The 18738-nt window shown below is 74.6% G+C and carries 2 protein-coding genes; both read left to right on the top strand.

Translation table 11 applies throughout. The features are described 5' to 3' along the window. Nucleotides 1-28 precede the first annotated feature (28 nt). On the top strand, nt 29-7702 hold the full coding sequence (locus VET29_RS08760; protein WP_324917273.1) for a type I polyketide synthase: 7674 nt from the start codon (nt 29-31) through the stop codon (nt 7700-7702). After that, on the top strand, nt 7699-18732 hold the full coding sequence (locus VET29_RS08755) for an SDR family NAD(P)-dependent oxidoreductase (protein WP_324917264.1): 11034 nt from the start codon (nt 7699-7701) through the stop codon (nt 18730-18732). Before VET29_RS08760 ends, VET29_RS08755 begins: the two co-directional genes overlap by 4 nt. The last annotated feature ends 6 nt before the right edge of the window (nt 18733-18738 follow it).

Below are 18738 nucleotides of genomic sequence, written 5' to 3'. Positions count from 1 at the left end.
CCCGCCGGACCAGCACGGCACCCGCCCACTGACCGTCCACTCGCGACCGGACGACGCGGCGGCCGACGCCCCGTGGACCCGCCACGCGAGCGGGCAATTAGGCCAGGCCACCGGCCGGGTCGCGAGCCCGCCGGACAGGACCTGGCCGCCGGCCGGCGCGACCGCGCTGCCGGTCGACGGCCTGTACGAGCGGCTCGCGGAGATCGGGTTCGGCTACGGGCCGGCGTTCCAGGGCCTGCGTGCGGCCTGGCAGCTCGGCGGCGACGTGTACGCCGAGATCGCGCTGCCGGCCGACCAGGCCGGTGCCGCGAGCCGGTTCACCATGCACCCGGCGCTGCTCGACGCCTGCCTGCACGCGGTCGGCGTGTCCGCGATGTTCGCCGACAAGGCGGGCCGGCTGCCGTTCGTCTGGTCGGGCGTCCGCTTCACCGCGTCCGGCGCGACCGCGGTGCGGGTGCGGCTGTCCCCGGTCGCCGACGACGCGTTCGCGATCGACCTCGCCGACGAGGCGGGCCAACCGGTCGGCCGCGTCGACTCCCTGACCGTCCGCGCCATGTCCACCGAGACCGCCGCCCCGGATCCGGCCGCCGACGCGTTGTTCCAGGTCGACTGGGCGCCCGTCACCGGAACCACACCGTCACCCGACACCTGGGCAGCGATCGGCCCGGACGTGTTCACCGTGGACACCGAGCTGGCCGCGGCGGGCATCACAGTCGACCGCCGGCAGACCCTCGCCGACGTGCCCGACGCGCCGAGCGTCCTGCTCGTCGAGTCCACGACGGAAGGTGACGTCCTCGCCACCACGGACCGGATGCTCGACGTGGTCCGCGAGGTGCTGGCGGACGCGCGGTTCGCGGCCACCGCCGTTCTCGTGCTGACCCGCGGCGCCATGGCCACCTCGGTGACCGAGCGGGTCACCGACCTGAGCGGCGGCGCGGTCTGGGGCCTGGTGCGCTCGGCGCAGGCCGAGGAGCCCGACCGGCTACAGCTGGTCGACCTCGACCCGGCCCGCGCGTTCGGCGCCGGCCCCGACCCGGTGCCCGCGGCGTCGGTCCAGGCACTGCCGACGGTCCTGAACACCGGCGAGCCGCAGCTGGCCATCCGCGCGGGCTCGCTGACCGCACCCCGCCTCGCGCGGGTGGGGGCGGAGCACCGTGCACTGTCCATTCCGGACGGTTCGTGGCGGCTCGACCAGCCCGAGAAGGGCGTGCTCGACGACCTCGCGCTGATGCCGTACGAGGACAAGGAACTCGCGCCGAACGAGGTGCGGATCGAGCTGCGGGCAGGCGGCCTGAACTTTCGCGACGTGCTCAACGCGCTCGGCATGTACCCAGGCGAGGCCGGCGCACTCGGCAGCGAGGGAGCGGGCATCGTGGTCGAGGTCGGGTCCGACGTGACCGGCTTCGCCGCGGGCGACCGGGTGTTCGGCCTGTTCGAGGGCACCTTCGCGAACCAGGCGGTCGCGCCGGCGCACTGCCTGGCGCCGATCCCGGCCGGCTGGTCGTTCGCGACGGCCGCGTCCGTGCCGATCGTGTTCCTCACCGCCTACTACGCGCTCGTCGACCTCGGCGGGCTGCGAGCGGGGGAGCGGGTCCTGGTGCACGCCGGCGCCGGCGGCGTCGGTATGGCCGCGATCCAGCTGGCCAAGCACTTCGGCGCCGAGGTGTTCGCGACCGCGAGCCCGCCGAAGTGGCCGGCCCTGCGGCAGCTGGGTGTCGACCACCTCGCGTCCTCCCGCGACCTGGCGTTCCGTGAGACGTTCCTCGAGGCCACCGGCGGCGAGGGCGTCGACGTGGTGCTCGACTCGCTGGCCAGGGAGTTCGTCGACGCCTCGCTGGACCTGCTGCCGCGCGGCGGCCGGTTCCTCGAACTGGGCAAGACCGACGTGCGTGACCCGGAGCAGGTCGCGGCCGACCACCCCGGCGTCAGGTACCGCGCGTTCGACTCCGGTGAGGCCGGTCCGGCCCGCATCCCCGAGATCCTGCGTGAGCTGGCCGGCCTGTTCGCGGCCGGCGTGCTCGAACCCCTGCCGACGCACGTGTTCGACGTCCGCCAGTCCCGCGCGGCGTTCCGGCACGTCAGCCAGGCCAGGCACACCGGCAAGGTCGTGCTGACCATCCCGCGTGCGCTCGACCCGGCCGGCACCGTCCTGATCACCGGCGGCACCGGCGTGCTGGGCGCGGCCGTCGCCCGCCACTACGTCACCACCCTGGGCGCCAGGAACCTCCTGCTCGTCAGCCGCCGCGGCATGAGCGCCGACGGCGCGCGGGAGCTGGTGGACGAGCTGACCGAGCTGGGCGCGCGGGTCCGTCTCGAAGCCTGCGACATCGCCGACCGGGCGGCACTGGACACCCTGCTGTCCACGGTGGACGATCTGGTGGGCATCGTGCACACCGCCGGTGTCGTGGACGACGCCATGATCGGCTCGCTGACCACCGCGCGGCTCGCGGGCGTCATGGCGCCGAAGGTCACCGCCGCGCTCAACCTGCACGAGGCCACCGCGGACGCGGACCTGGCCGAGTTCGTCCTGTTCTCCTCGGCCGCCGCCACGTTCGGCGGCCCCGGGCAGGGCAACTACGCCGCCGCCAACGGTTTCCTCGACTCGCTCGCGTACGACCGCGTCGCGAACGGCCGCCCGGCGGTGGCCACCGCGTGGGGCCTCTGGGCCGAGCGGACCGGCATCACCGCGCACCTCGCCGACGCCGACCTGCGCCGGATGAGCCGGGGCGGCATGGTGCCACTGTCCACCGAGGACGGTCTGGCGCTGCTGGACACCGCACGCACGCTGGCGTCGCCGCACCTGGTCCCGGCCGGCGTCAACCCGACCGCGGCGCGTGCGTCCGGCGCGGTCGCGCCGCTGCTGCGCGGCCTGGTCCGCGCGCCCGTCCGCCGCACGGTGGACACCTCGGCGGAGGCCGCCGGCATCGTCGAGGCGCTCGCCGGGCTGGACCGGGCCGGGCAGGAGCGCCTGCTGACCGACATGGTCGCCACCAACGCGGCACTCGTCCTCGGGCACGCGTCCACGGACACGATCGACGCGCACAGCCAGTTCGTGGAGCTGGGCATCGACTCGCTGACCGCGGTCGAGCTGCGCAACCGGGTCTCCGGCGCCGCCGGTGTCCGGCTGTCCGCGACGGTCGTGTTCGACTACCCGACCCCGGCCACGCTGGCGGGCTACCTGCTGTCCCAGCTCGGCACGGCGACCGACAGCGAGCAGGCGACGGTGACGGCCGCGGCCGCCGCGGACGAGCCGATCGCGATCGTCGGCATGAGCTGCCGGTTCCCCGGCGGCATCGCGACGCCGGAGGACCTGTGGGCACTGCTGGCCGAGGGCGGCGACGCGATCGGCGAGTTCCCCACCGACCGCGGCTGGCCGGACGTCTACGACCCCGACCCCGAGCGGGTCGGCCACGCCTACACCCGCAACGGCGGCTTCATCACCGACGCGATCGACTTCGACCCGGCGTTCTTCGGCATCTCGCCACGCGAGGCGCTGGCCATGGACCCGCAGCAGCGGCTGCTGCTGGAGACCTCGTGGGAGGCTGTGGAACGCGCCGGCATCGACCCGCTTTCGTTGCGTGGCGCGAAGGTCGGCGTGTTCGCCGGCATCCACGGCCAGGCGTACGCGACCCGGCTGGACTCCGTGCCGGACGACATCGAGACCTACCTCGGCAACGGCAGCGCGCCGAGCGTCGCGTCCGGGCGCATCGCCTACACCCTCGGCTTCGAGGGGCCGGCGGTCACCGTGGACACCGCGTGCTCGTCGTCGCTCGTCGCACTGCACATGGCGATCCAGTCGCTGCGGGGCGGGGACTCCGAGCTGGCGCTGGCCGGTGGCGTCACGGTGATGGCCACCCCCGGCCTGTTCATCGGGTTCAGCCGGGCCCGCGGCCTGGCCACCGACGGCCGGTGCAAGGCGTTCGCCGCCGCCGCGGACGGCACCGGGTTCTCCGAGGGCGCCGGCATGGTCGTGGTGGAGCGGCTGTCCGACGCGCGCCGCAACGGCCACCGCGTGCTGGCCGTGGTGCGTGGCTCGGCGATCAACTCCGACGGCGCGTCCAACGGCCTGACCGCGCCGAACGGCCCCGCGCAGCAACGGGTCATCCGGGCCGCGCTCCAGGCCGCCCAGCTGTCCACCTCGGACGTCGACGTGGTCGAGGCGCACGGCACCGGCACGAGGCTCGGCGACCCGATCGAGGCGCAGGCGCTGGCCGCCACCTACGGCGCCGACCGGGACGCGGACCGCCCGCTGCTGCTGGGTTCGGTCAAGTCGAACATCGGGCACACCCAGTCGGCGGCCGGCGTGGCGAGCGTGATCAAGATGGTGCTCGCCCTGCAGCGCGCCGAGCTGCCGAGGACCCTGCACGTGGACGCGCCCAGCCCGCACGTGGAATGGGACACGGCCGGCGTCCGGCTGCTCACCGAGCCGGCCCCGTGGCCGGCCGGCGAGCGCACCCGCCGCGCCGGGATCTCCTCGTTCGGCATCTCGGGCACCAACGCCCACGTGATCATCGAGGAGCCGGACGCGGAGGACGTCCCGGCGGAGCCCGAGCCGGCGCCGGAGGCGGTCCGCCCGTTCGTCCTCTCGGCCAGGTCCGCGGCGGCGCTCGCCGGTCAGGCCGAGGCGCTCGCCGTGGACGGACGGCTGGCGGACATCGCGCACACGCTGCTCAACGCGCGCGCCACGTTCAGCCACCGCGCGGTGGTCGTCGCCGGCACCCGCGACGAGCTGCTGGCGGGACTGGCGGAGCTGACCGTCACCGGCTCGCCGGTGAGCGGCAGGACGGCGTTCGTGTTCACCGGTCAGGGCGCGCAGCGCGTCGGCATGGGCGCGGACCTGTACGCCACGTACCCGGCGTTCGCGGCGGCGTTCGACGGGGCACTGACGGTCCTGCCCGACGGCCTGCGTGAGGTGATCTTCGACGGTACGGGCGATCTCGACGACACGGGCTGGACCCAACCGGCGCTGTTCGCCTACGAGGTCGCGCTGTACCGGCTCGTCGAGTCGTTCGGCGTGCGGCCGGACTTCGTGGCCGGGCACTCGATCGGTGAGATCGCCGCGGCCCACGTGGCCGGTGTGCTCTCGCTGGCCGATGCCGGAAAGCTCGTCTCCGCACGGGCTTCGCTGATGGCCGCGCTGCCGGCCGGCGGCGCGATGATCTCCATCGTCGCCACCGAGGACGAGGTCCGTCCGCTGCTGACCGACCGGGTGTCGATCGCGGCGGTCAACGGTCCCCGCTCGGTGGTCATCGCGGGCGACGCGACCGAGACACTCGCCATCGCGGCGAACTTCAAGCGCACCAAGCGGTTGACGGTCTCGCACGCGTTCCACTCGCCGCTGATGGAGCCGATGCTGGACGAGTTCCGCGCGGTCGCCTCGACCCTGACCTTCGCGGACCCGGCCATCCCCATGCCCGGCGACGTCGCCTCCGCCGACTACTGGGTCGACCACGTCCGCGACACCGTCCGCTTCCACGACACGGTCGAGAACCTGCTGGCCGGCGGGGTGACGACGGTCCTGGAGATCGGGCCGGACGCGGTCCTCACGCCGATGACGCTCGACATCGCCGACGGCGTGGGCGCCATCCCGGCCCAACGCCGCAAGGCGAGCGAGGTCCACACCTTCGTCACCGCGCTGGGGCACCTGTTCGTGCGGGGCGTCCCGGTCGACCTCACGTCCCTCACCGAGGGCCGGGTGATCGACCTGCCGACCTACGCCTTCCAACGTGAGCGTTACTGGCTCGACCAGGCGCCGGCCGAGGCCCCGGTCGACGAGGTGGACGCCGAGTTCTGGGCGGCCGTGGAGAACGCCGACCTCACCGAGCTGGCCGACCGGCTGCGGGTGGACGCCGAGGCACTGGGCAACGTCCTGCCCGCGCTCGGCACCTGGCGCCGCTCCCGCCGCGACGCCGCCGCCGTCGACCGCGTCCGGTATACGACCGACTGGGTGCCGATCACCCCGACCGGCGCCGCGACCGGCCGCTACCTGCTGGTCGTGCCCGCGGGCGTCGACGTCCCGGACCTCGGCCTGGACACCGTCCTGGTCGAGGTGACCGACGCGGCGACCCTGCCGGGCACGCTGGCCACGGCACTCGCGGAGTGCCCGGCGCCGGCCGGCATTCTGTCGCTGCTCGGCCACGCCGGCACCGACCCGATCCTGCCGGCGGCGCTGACGGTCGCGCTCATCCAGGCCACCGCCGACGTCGCCGCGCCGATCTGGCTGCTCACCAGCGGCGCGGTGACCGTCGGCGACCGGGTCGCCGACCCGCTGGCCGCGCAGCTGTGGGGCATCGGCCGGGTCGCCGCGCTGGAGCACCCCGACCGGTGGGGTGGCATGGTCGACCTGCCGTCCACAGTGGACGGATCGGTGTTGGCTGCCGTGCTGGCCGGCGACGAGGACCAGGTGGCCATCACGCCGGCCGGCGTGTTCGCCGCCCGGCTGCTGCCGGCCGAGTCCGGCGAGGCGCGGCCGTGGACCCCACGCGGCACGGTCCTGGTCACCGGCGGCACCGGCGCGCTCGGCAAGCACGTCGCGCGCTGGCTGGCCGGCCGCGGTGCCGAGCACATCGTGCTCACCAGCCGTTCCGGCCCGGCCGCACCGGGTGCTGCCGAGCTGGTCGCCGAACTGGGGGTCACCGTCGCCGCCTGCGACATCGCGGACCGGGACGCGCTGGCCGCACTGCTCGACGAGTACCGCCCCACCTCGGTGTTCCACGCGGCGGGTGTGCTCGACGACGGCATGCTGGCCACGCTCAGCCCGGACCGGCTGGCCACCGTGTTGCGTGCCAAGGCGATCGCCGCGGCCAACCTGCACGAGCTGGCCGGCGACCTGGACGCGTTCGTCATGTTCTCGAGCCTCACCGGCACGCTCGGCAATCCCGGCCAGGCGAACTACGCGGCGGCCAACGCCTACCTGGACGCGCTGGCGGAAGCCCGTGCCGCACAGGGACTTCCGGCCGTCTCGCTCGGCTGGGGCCCGTGGGCGGAAGGCGGCATGGCCGCCGGGGGCGCGGCCGACCGGGCCCGCCGGGGCGGCCTGACCCCGCTGCGTCCGGAGCTGGCACTGGCCGTGCTCGGGCACGCGCTGGACCATGCCGGCCCCGCGGTCACCGCGGTCGCCGACGTCGACTGGGCGCGGTTCGCCCCCGACTTCACCGCGACCCGGCCGAGTCCGCTGCTCGCCGAGCTGCACACGGTCGAGGCCGCTCCCGTCGCGGACTTCCTGTCCACACTGGACGGCAAGGACGCGGCGGACCGGGCCCGCCTGCTGCTGGAGCTGGTCCGCACGCACACCGCGGCCGTCCTCGGGCACGCGAGCGCGGGCGCCGTGGACAACACTCGCGGCCTGCTGGAACAGGGTTTCGACTCGATGACCGCGGTCGAGCTGCGCAACCGGCTCGGCGCGGCGACGGGCCTGCGGCTGCCGGCCACCCTGCTCTACGACTACCCGACCCCGCTGGCCATCGCCGGTTACCTCGACGAGGAGCTGGCCCCGCGGCAGGGGCCCGGCGTGCTCGCCGAGCTGGACCGGGTGGAGGACGCGGTGGCCGAGCTGGACGAGGCGGCCCGCCGTGCGCTGACCGCGCGTCTCGAGGCCGTGCTGGCCAAGTGCCGGCCGGCGGGCGCCGAGGCGGACGCGGATATCGAAGCTGACAGCGTCGACGCGATGTTCGACCTGATCGACGAGGAGTTCGGCCTGTGAGCAACGACCAGGACACCAAGGTTCTCGACTACCTGAAGAAGGTCACCGCCGACCTGCGGCGCAGCCGGGCACGGGTGCGCGAGCTGGAGGAGACGCGGACCGAGCCGATCGCGATCGTGGCGATGAGCTGCCGGTTCCCCGGCGGCGCCGACACCCCGGAGAAGCTGTGGCGATTACTCGCCGACGGCGTGGACACGGTCGGACCGTTCCCCGCCGACCGGGGTTGGGACCTCGACGCGCTCGTCGGCGACGGCGAGACCGGCACCTCCTATGTGGACAGTGGCGCGTTCCTCGACGGCGTCGGCCGGTTCGACCCGGCGTTCTTCGGCATCTCGCCGCGGGAGGCCGTCGCCATGGACCCGCAGCAGCGGCTGCTGCTGGAGATCTGCTGGGAGGCCATGGAGCGGGCCGGCATCGACCCGCTCTCGTTGCGGGGCAGCCGGACCGGCGTGTTCGCCGGCACCAACGGCCAGGACTACGCGGCACTCGCGAGCCAGGCGCCCGAGGAGTCGGCGGGCTACCTGGCGACCGGCATCGGCGCGAGCGTGGTCTCCGGCCGGATCTCCTACACCTTCGGGCTGGAGGGCCCGGCGGTCACCGTGGACACGGCGTGCTCGGCGTCCCTGGTCGCCATGCACCTGGCGGTCTCCGCGCTACGCGGCGGCGAGTGCTCGCTCGCGCTGGCCGGCGGCGTGACCGTGCTGTCCACGCCCATGTCGTTCGTGGAGTTCTCGAAGCAGCGCGGCCTGGCCGGCGACGGCCGGTGCAAGGCGTTCGCCAACGCCGCGGACGGCACCGGCTGGGGCGAGGGCGCCGGCATGCTGCTGCTGGAGAGGCTGTCCGACGCGCAACGCAACGGCCATCCGGTGCTGGCGGTGATCCGCGGCTCCGCGGTGAACCAGGACGGCGCGTCGAGCGGGTTGACCGCGCCGAACGGCCCGTCACAGCAAAGGGTGATCACGGCGGCACTGGCGTCCGCCCAACTGTCCACATCGGACGTGGACGTGGTGGAGGCACACGGCACCGGCACGACGCTTGGTGACCCGATCGAGGCGCAGGCCCTGCTGGCGACGTACGGGCAGCGCCGCGCGACCCCGCTGCTGCTGGGCTCGATCAAGTCGAACATCGGGCACACCGCGGCCGCGGCGGGTGTGGCCGGGGTGATGAAGATGGTGCTGGCCATGCGACACGGCCAGGTGCCGCCGACGCTGCACGTCGACGAGCCGACCCGCGAGGTGGACTGGACGGCCGGAGCGGTCGAACTGGCGACGTCGTTGACGCCGTGGCCGTCGGTCGACCGTCCGCGCCGCGCGGGCATCTCGTCGTTCGGGGTGAGCGGCACCAACTCCCACGTGATCATCGAGCAGGCCCCGGCGACCGAGGAGCCCGAGGCGCCCACGGCGACGGGCCCGTTCGTCGTCCCGGTCTCCGCCCATGACCAGAACGCGTTGCGTGCGCTCGCCGGTGAGCTGGCGGAAACCCCGGCCCACCCGGCCGACCTGGCGACCACCATGTCCCAGCACCGGGCCGCGTTGCGCCGTCGTGCGGTCGCGGTCGGCGCGGACGCCGAGGCACTCGCCGCCGCACTGTCCGACGTGGCCGGCGACGGGCCGAACGTCACCGCCGGCATCGCCGACGTGTCCGGCAAGATCGCGTTCGTCTTCCCCGGTCAGGGTGCGCAGTGGGCCGGCATGGGCCTCGCGCTGGCCGAGTCCTCCCCGGCCTTCGCCGCCCGGCTCGCCGAGTGCGCGGCCGCCCTGGCACCGCACGTCGACTGGTCGCTCATGGACGTCCTCGCCGACCAGGACGCGCTCGCCAGGGTCGACGTGGTGCAGCCGGCGCTGTGGGCGGTGAACGTGTCGCTTGCCGCGCTGTGGCAGGCCGGTGGCGTCCGCCCCGACGCGGTCATCGGCCACTCCCAGGGCGAGATCGCCGCCGCCGCTGTCTCCGGGGCGCTGTCCCTGACCGACGCCGCCACGGTCGTCGCCTTGCGCAGCAAGGCCATCATCGCCATCGCCGGTGCCGGCGGGATGATGTCCGTCGCGCTCCCCGCTGACAAGGTCGTGCTGCCCGAGGGTGTCTCGATCGCGGCCATCAACGGCCCCGAGGCCACCATCGTCTCCGGCGACGCCACCGCGCTCGACGAGCTGGCCGCGACCTGCGAGGCCGACGGGATCCAGGCCCGCCGCGTCAAGGTCGACTACGCCTCGCACTCCGCGCACGTGGAGGACATCCACGCCGACATCCTGGCCGCGCTGACCGGGATCACCCCCCGGACCCCGAGCATCCCCTTCTACTCCACGGTGGACTCCCGCTGGCTGGACGTCCCGACCGACGCCGAGTACTGGTACCGCAACCTGCGCTCGACCGTCCGGTTCGCCGCCGGCATCCAGGCGCTGGCCGCCGACGGCTTCGGCTTCTTCGTCGAGTCCAGCCCGCACCCGGTGGTCGCCCCGGCCATCACCGACACCCTCGACGTGGCCGGCCGGACCGGCGTCGCGCTCGGCACGCTCCGCCGCGACGACGGTGACCTGACCCGCTTCGGCACCTCCCTCGGCGAGCTGTGGACCCGCGGCGGCGAGGTGGCGTGGCCGGCCGACGGCCGCCTCGTCCCACTGCCGACCTACCCCTTCCAGCGCGACCACTACTGGCTGACGATCACCGACACCCCCAGCGACGCGACGGGTCTCGGTCTCGCCGCGGGCACCCACCCGCTCCTCCCGGCGGCCATCGCACTCGCCGACACCGACGAGCTGGTGCTCACCGGCCGCCTCTCCACCCGCACCTGCCCGTGGGTCGCCGACCACGAGGTCGGTGGCGCGATCCTGTTGCCCGGCACCGCGTTCCTGGACATGGTGACCGCGGCCGGCGACCACGTCGGCCTCGACCACGTGGCCGAGCTGACCCTGCTCGCCCCACTCGTCCTCGACGGCGGGACCGCGTTGCAGGTGCACGTCGGCGCCCCCGACGACGCGGGCGCGAGGCCCGTCACCGTCTCGTCTTCCGTCGACGGCACCCGGTGGACCCAGCACGCCGCCGCCACCCTCGACACCGCGCCCACCCAGGAGCCGGCCGGGCTCACCGAATGGCCGCCGCGTGGCGCCGAACCCGTTGACCTGACGGACTACTACGCGACGCTGGCCGGTGGCGGCCTGTCCTACGGCCCGGCCTTCCAGGGCCTGCGCACGGCCTACCGCAAGGGCGACGAGGTCTACGCCGAGGTCGCCCTGGACGCGAAGGTCGACGGCTTCGGCGTGCACCCGGCCCTGCTCGACGCCGCCCTGCACGCGATCGGCCTGACGAAGGCCGCGTCCGGCCCCGGTGTCCTCCCGTTCGCCTGGTCCGGCGTCACCCTGCACGCCACCGGCGCGACCGCCCTGCGGGCCCGCCTCACCCCGACCGGCGCGGACTCGGTGTCCCTGCTGGTCACCGACGCGACCGGCGCCCCGGTCCTGTCCGCCGACGAGTTCACCCTGCGCCCCATCGGGACCGTGTCGGCCCCGACCGGCCACGACTCCCTGTTCCGGGTGAACTGGACCCCGCTGTCCACATCGGACACCGCGGCCTTCGGCCACCTGGGGGAGGTGGGCGAGGTCGACCTGGCCTCGTTGGCCGAGGTCCCGGCGCACGCGGTGGTCTCCCTGCCACGACAGGACCTGTCCGCCGCCGCGGTGCACGAGGTGACCGCCGCCGCGCTGGCCCTGATCCAGGCGTGGCTCGCCGACGACCGGTTCGCCGACGCCCGCCTGGTCTTCACCACGAACGACCTGACCCACGCCGCGGTGACCGGCCTGGTCCGCGCCGCGGCCGCCGAGAACCCGGGCCGCCTCGCACTGGTCAGTGGCTCGGGCCCCGGCGACCCGGGGCTCGCCGCGGCCATCGCCACCGGTGAGCAGGAAGTGGCGGTCCGCGGCGAAGGACTGGCCGTGCCACGCCTGGCGAAGGCGACCACCAGCGCCACGCTCATCCCGCCGGCCGGCCCGTGGCGGCTGGACTCGACGAACAAGGGCAGCCTGGCGAACCTCACGCTCGCCGCGTGCCCCGAGGTGGCCGAACCCCTTGCCCCGGGCCACGTCCGGGTCGCCATGCGGGCGTCCGGCCTGAACTTCCGGGACGTGCTCAACGCGCTCGGCATGTACCCGGGCGAGGCGGGACTGCTCGGCAACGAGGGCGCCGGTGTCGTCACCGAGGTCGCGGCCGACGTCACCACGCTCGCCCCCGGCGACCGCGTGATGGGCATGTTCGCCGGCTCCTTCGGCCCGCTCGCGGTCACCGACGCGCGGCTGCTCACCAGGATCCCGGACAGCTGGTCGTTCGCCGAGGCCGGCTCCGCCCCGATCGTCTACCTCACCGCCTACTACGCACTGGTCGACCTGGCCAACCTCCGGGAGGGCGAGTCGATCCTCGTCCACGCGGCGGCCGGCGGCGTCGGCATGGCCGCCACCGCGCTGGCCCGCCACCTCGGCGCCACCGTCCTCGGCACCGCCAGCCCCGGCAAGTGGGACGTGTTGCGTGCCAACGGTTTCGCCGACAGCCAGCTCGCCTCCTCCCGCGACGCCGGCTTCGAGCAGGCGTTCGCGGACGGCGTCGACGTGGTGCTCGACTCGCTGGCCGGCGAGTTGGTGGACGCCTCGCTGCGCCTGCTGCCGCGCGGCGGCCGGTTCATCGAGATGGGCAAGACGGACATCCGCGACGCGGCCACGGTCGCCGCCGACCACCCCGGCGTGACCTACCGCGCGTTCGACCTGTCCGAGGCGGGCCCGGACCGCATCGGCGAGATGCTCGCCGCGCTCCGCGTCCTCTTCGAGGACGGCGTGCTCACCCCGTTGCCGCGCACCGAGTACGACGTGCGCCGGGCACCGGAGGCGTTCCGGTTGGTCAGCCAGGCCAAGCACGTCGGCAAGGTCGTGCTGACCGTGCCGCCGGCGCTCGACCCGGACCGCACCGTGCTGATCACGGGCGGTACCGGGGTGCTCGGCGCCGCGCTGGCCCGCCACCTGGTCGTCAACCACGGCGCCAGGAACCTGCTGCTGGTCAGCCGCACCGGGCCGAAGGCCGCCGGTGCCAAGGAGCTGCGTGCCGAGCTGACCGAGCTCGGTGCCACCGTCCGGATCGCGGCCTGCGACACCACCAACCGGAAGGCGCTGGCCAAGCTCGTCGCCAAGGACGACCTGACCGCCGTGGTGCACGCGGCCGGCCTGCTGGACGACGGCCTCGTCACGGGCCTCACGCCGGACCGGCTGGCCACCGTGCTGCGGTCCAAGGTGGACAGTGCGATCAACCTCCACGAGCTGACCGCCGGCCACGACCTGTCCGCGTTCGTGCTGTTCTCGTCCGCGGCCGGCGTGTTCGGCGGCGCCGGGCAGGGCAGCTACGCGGCGGCCAACACGTTCCTGGACGCACTCGCCGCACACCGCCACTCGCTGGGGCTCCCGGGCACCTCACTGGCCTGGGGCCTGTGGGCACAGGCCAGCGCGATGACCGGCCACCTGGACACCGGCGACGTCGCGCGGCACGGCCGTGGCGGCATGACCCCGCTGCCCACCGAGCTCGGCCTGGCCCTGTACGACCTGGCGACCACGGTCGACGAGCCGCTGCTGGTCCCGATCAAGCTGGACACCGCCGGCCTGACCGGCACCGTGCCGGCACTGCTCCGCGACCTGGCACGCAAACCCAGGCGCCGCACGGCATCCGCCGCGACCGACGACGGTTCCCTGCGCACCCGGCTGGCGTCGCTCGCCGAGGCCGACGCGGACGCGGCCCTGCTCGACCTGGTCCGCACGACCGCGGCCGGCGTGCTCGGCCACTCGAGCGGCGACGCCGTCGAGCCCGACCGCGCGTTCAAGGACGTCGGTTTCGACTCGCTGACCGCGGTCGAGCTGCGCAACCGCCTCAACACCGCGACCGGCCTGCGGCTCCCGGCCACGCTGGTGTTCGACCATCCCACGCCCACCGTGCTGGCCGCGCACCTGCGTGGCCGCCTGCTCGGCGCCGCGGCCCCGGCCCCGGTCGTGGCGGCCCCGGCGGCCGTTGGCGGTGACGACATCGTGCTCATCAGCGCGGCCTGCCGTTACCCGGGCGGGGTCCGCACCCCGGAGGACCTGTGGCGGCTCGTCGCCGACGGCGTCGACGCGCTGGGTCCGTTCCCGGCCGACCGCGGCTGGCCCGGCACCGGCACGGGCGGCTTCCTGTACGACGCCGCCCAGTTCGACCCGGCGTTCTTCGGGATCTCGCCGCGCGAGGCGCTGGCCATGGACCCGCAGCAACGCCTGCTGCTGGAGGTGGCCTGGGAGACCGTGGAACGGGCCGGCATCGACCCGGTCTCGTTGCGTGGCACCAGGGTCGGCATGTTCGCCGGCACGAGCGGCCAGGACTACGGCGCCCGGCTGCGTACCGTGCCCGAGGAGCTGGCCGGCTACGTCGGCAACGGCAGCGCGGCGTCGGTGATCGCCGGCCGGGTGTCCTACACGTTCGGGTTCGAAGGCCCCGCGCTGACCGTGGACACCGCGTGCTCGTCGTCGCTGGTCGCACTGCACCTGGCCGCCGCCGCGCTGCGGGCCGGCGAGTGCGACCTCGCGCTCGCCGGTGGCGTCGCCGTGATGTCCACCCCGGAGCTGTGGAGCGAGTTCGGCCGGCAGGGCGGGCTCGCCGGCGACGGCCGGTGCAAGGCGTTCGACGCGTCCGCCGACGGCACCGGCTTCGCCGAGGGCGTCGGCCTGCTGCTGGTCACGCGCCGGTCGGTCGCCGAGCGGAACGGGCACCCGGTCCTCGCCGTGCTGCGTGGCTCGGCGATCAACTCCGACGGCGCGTCCAACGGCCTGACCGCGCCGAACGGCCCGTCGCAGGAGCGGGTGATCCGCGCCGCGCTGGCCAATGCCGGTCTGTCCACTTCGGATGTCGACGTGGTCGAGGCGCACGGTACCGGCACGAAGCTCGGCGACCCGATCGAGGCGAACGCGTTGCTGGCCACGTACGGCCAGGACCGCGAGACCCCGCTGCTGCTCGGCTCGCTGAAGTCCAACATCGGGCACGCGCAGGCCGCGGCCGGCGTCGGCGGCATCATCAAGATGGTCGCCGCCATGCGCGAGGGCGTCGTGCCGAAGACGCTGCACGTCACCGAGCCGACCCCGCACGTGGACTGGACGACCGGCGCGATCGACCTGGTCACCGAGCCGGTCGCCTGGCCGGCCGCCGGGCGGCCACGCCGGTTCGGGATCTCGTCGTTCGGGATCTCCGGCACCAACGCCCACGTCATCATCGAGGGCGTCGACCCGGCGCCGGTGGCCGAGTCGGCGGAGCTGCCGGTGGTCGCCCTGCCGCTGTCCGCCAGGACACCGGAGGCCGTCGACCGCCAGGCCGCCAACCTCGCGACCTACCGGGGAAACCGCACCGACGCCGGCTACACGCTGGCCACCGCCCGCGCGGTGTTCGAGCACCGCGGCGTCATCGTCGCGGCGCCCGGCGAGGAACTGGGCCTGACCGTGCGCGGCGTCGCCGCCCCGGGCAGGACCGGCTTCGTGTGCACCGGCCAGGGCGCGCAGCAGGTCGGCATGGGCGCCGAGCTGTACGCGACCTACCCGGCGTTCGCGGCGGCCTTCGACGAGGCCCTGGCCGTGCTGCCCGAGGGCCTGCGCGAGGTGATCCTCGGCGTCGATGGCGCCGGCGACCTCGACAACACGGGCTGGACCCAGCCCGCGCTGTTCGCGATCGAGGTGGCGCTGCTGCGGTTGTTCGAGTCGTGGGGCGTTCGCCCGGACATGATCGGCGGCCACTCGATCGGCGAGATCGCCGCCGCGCACCACGCCGGCGTGTTCTCCCTGGCCGACGCCGGAAAGCTCGTCTCCGCGCGGGCCGCGCTGATGGCCGCGCTGCCGCCCGGCGGCGCGATGGTCTCCCTGGTCGCCACCGAGGACGAGGTCCGCCCGCTCCTGACCGGCCAGGTGTCGATCGCCGCGCTCAACGGCCCGGGCTCGGTCGTGATCTCCGGCGACGAGGCCGAGGTCCTGGCCATCGCGGCGAACTTCGAGCGCACCAAGCGGCTGAAGGTCTCACACGCGTTCCACTCACCGCTGATGGCCCCCATGCTCGACGAGTTCCGTGCGGTCGTCGAGACGATCGCCTTCCACGAGCCGGCCATCGAGCTGCCGGCCGAGATGTCCACTGTGGACTACTGGGTGAACCACGTCAGCGCCACCGTCCGGTTCACCGACACCGTGGCGGCCATGCGGGCGAAGGGCGTCACCCGGTTCGTGGAGATCGGGCCGGACGGCGTGCTGGCGGCCATGGTCCGCGACTGCCTGCCGGACGCACCCGTCACCGCCGTGGCCGCCCAGCGCCGCGACCGGCCGCAGGCCCGTACCGCGGTCACCGCGCTGGCCACGCTGTGGGCGAGCGGTGCCGCCGTCGACTGGCCGGCGTTCTTCGGTGGCGGGAACCGCGTCGCGGTCCCGACCTACCCGTTCGCGCGGGACCGGTACTGGCTGACCGACACCGGCGGGGCCGACGTGGCCGGCGCCGGCCTGGCCGCGGCCGGGCACCCGATGCTGGGGGCGGTCGCCGAGCTGGCCGACTCGGGGGAGCTGCTGTTCACCGGCACGCTCTCGACCGCGACGCATGCCTGGATCGCCGAGCACGACGTGGCGGGCCTGGCAGTGGTGCCGGGCACCGCGTACGTCGAGCTGGCTCTCCACGCCGGCACCGTGGCCGGCTGCCCACGGCTCGCGGAGCTGACCCAGCTCACCCCGCTGATCCTGCCGCGCACCGGCGAGGTCACCGTCCAGCTGCTCGCCGGCGCGCCGAACGCGGCGGGGGAGCGGACCCTGACCGTCCACTCGCGGCAGAACGGCGACTGGACCCAGCACGCGACCGGCATCCTCGCCCCCGCCGACGAGACGGCCCCGGCCGGCCTGCTCAGCTGGCCGCCGGCCGCCGAGGAGCTGGACATCGCCGGCTTCTACGAGACCGCCACGGCCACCGGCTTCGACTACGGCCCGATGTTCGCCGGCCTGCGACGGGTCTGGCGGGACGGCACGGACGTCTACGCCGAGGTGGCCCTGCCCGAGGACGCCCCGGCCGCCGACTTCGGCATCCACCCCGGCCTGCTGGACGCGGTCCTGCAGGCGATGGCGGCCGGCGGCGTCGAGTGGTCGGACGGCGAGGCAGCCGGCCGGGGCCGGTTGCCGTTCTCCTGGACCGGCGTGTCCCGCTACGCCACCGGCGCGGCGGCACTGCGGGCCAGGCTGTCCACGGCGGACTCGAACGGCGTGTCGTTCACCATCGCGGACGGCACGGGCAACCCGGTCGCCACGGTCGACTCGCTGATCATGCGCCCGGTGTCCGCCGCGACCCTCCGGGAGGCGGGCGCGGCGACCGCCGACGCGCTGTACGAGGTGGACTGGACCCCGGTCGACGCGGACACCACGGTGTCCTATGTGGACTACCAGGAGCTGGACCGCGCCCCGGCGGACACGAGGTTCGTCGTCCTGTCGCTGGCGGCCGGCCGGGCGGACGCGGCAAGCGTGCACGCGGTGACCAACCGGGTCCGCCGGATAATCCGCGCCTGGCTGGACGAGCCGGAGTACGCCGGCATCACGCTGGCGTTCCGCACGACCGGCGCCGCCGGTCCGGACGTCACCGACCTGACCAACGCCGCCGTCTGGGGCCTGGTCGCGTCGGCGTCGGCCGAGCACCCCGGCCGCTTCGTCCTGGTCGACACCGACGGCACCGGCGACCTCGGCACGGCACTGGCCACCGGCGAGCCCCGCGTGGCCATCCGCGACGGCGTCCCGCTGGCGCCCCGCCTGGTCCGCGCGTCCGTCGAGACCGGGGACTCGCCCACCGGCACGGTGCTCGTCACCGGCGGCACCGGCGCACTCGGCCGGCTGGTCGCCAGGCACCTGGTCACCGCGCACGGCGTCACGGACCTGGTGCTCACCAGCCGCACCGGGCACGCGCCGGAGCTGGCCGCCGAACTGTCCGGACTCGGTGCCACGGCGACCATCGCCGCGTGTGACACGGCGGACCGCGACGCGCTGGCCGCGCTGCTGGCCACGCACGAGGTGTCCGCGGTGGTGCACGCGGCCGGTGTCCTCGACGACGGGATCGTCACCGGCCTCACCGAGGACCGGCTGGCCGCGGTGCTCCGGCCCAAGGTGGACGGTGCGCTCAACCTGGCGGAGCTGACCGCGCCCGGCACCCCGCTGGTGCTGTTCTCCTCGGCCGCCGCCACGTTCGGCGCACCGGGCCAGGCGAACTACGCCGCGGCCAACGCGTTCCTCGACGCACTCGCCGCGACCCGGCCGAACACGGTCGCACTCGCCTGGGGCGCCTGGGAAACCGAGGACGGCATGGCGAGCCGGGGCAAGGGCGGCCTGCGGCCGATCCCGGCCGACCTCGCGCTCGCCCTGTTCGACGCCTCCTGGCGTGGCGACCGGCCGCGGCTCGCGCCGATGCGGCTCGACCTGGCCGCGTTCCGCGACGACACCCCGCACCTGCTGCGTGGCCTGGTCCGCACGACCGCCAGGCCGGCACAGGACAACCTCGCCGACCGCCTCGCCGGACTGCCCGAGACCGAGCGGGACGCGGCGATCCTGGACCTGGTGCGGACCGAGGTCGCGGCCGTGCTCGGCCACGGCTCGGCGGCCACGATCGGCGCCGCGAAACCGTTCAAGGACCTCGGGTTCGACTCGCTCACCGCGGTCGAGCTGCGTGGCCGGCTGCACACCGTGACCGGGCTGTCCCTGCCGGCCACCCTCGTGTTCGACTACCCGACCCCGGCCGCGCTGGCCGGCTTCCTGGCCGAGACGTTGCCACGCAAGGAAGGTGGCGGCGCGGACCTGGACGACCTGGCCGCGACGCTGCTGCGCCGGCTGAGCATGGGCCAGGTGGCCGCGACACCCAGGCTGCGTGAGCTGGCCGAGGCACTGGAGAAGGCCGCCGCAGTGGCGATCCCGTCCCAGGCAACCGACGAGACCGACCTGACCGACGCGACGGACGACGAACTGTTCGCCATGGTCGACGCACTGAACTGAGGGAAG

This window comes from Actinophytocola sp. (genome assembly GCF_035634895.1).
Classification (GTDB): domain Bacteria; phylum Actinomycetota; class Actinomycetes; order Mycobacteriales; family Pseudonocardiaceae; genus Actinophytocola.
This window is presented reverse-complemented; position numbering and strand designations above follow the sequence as displayed.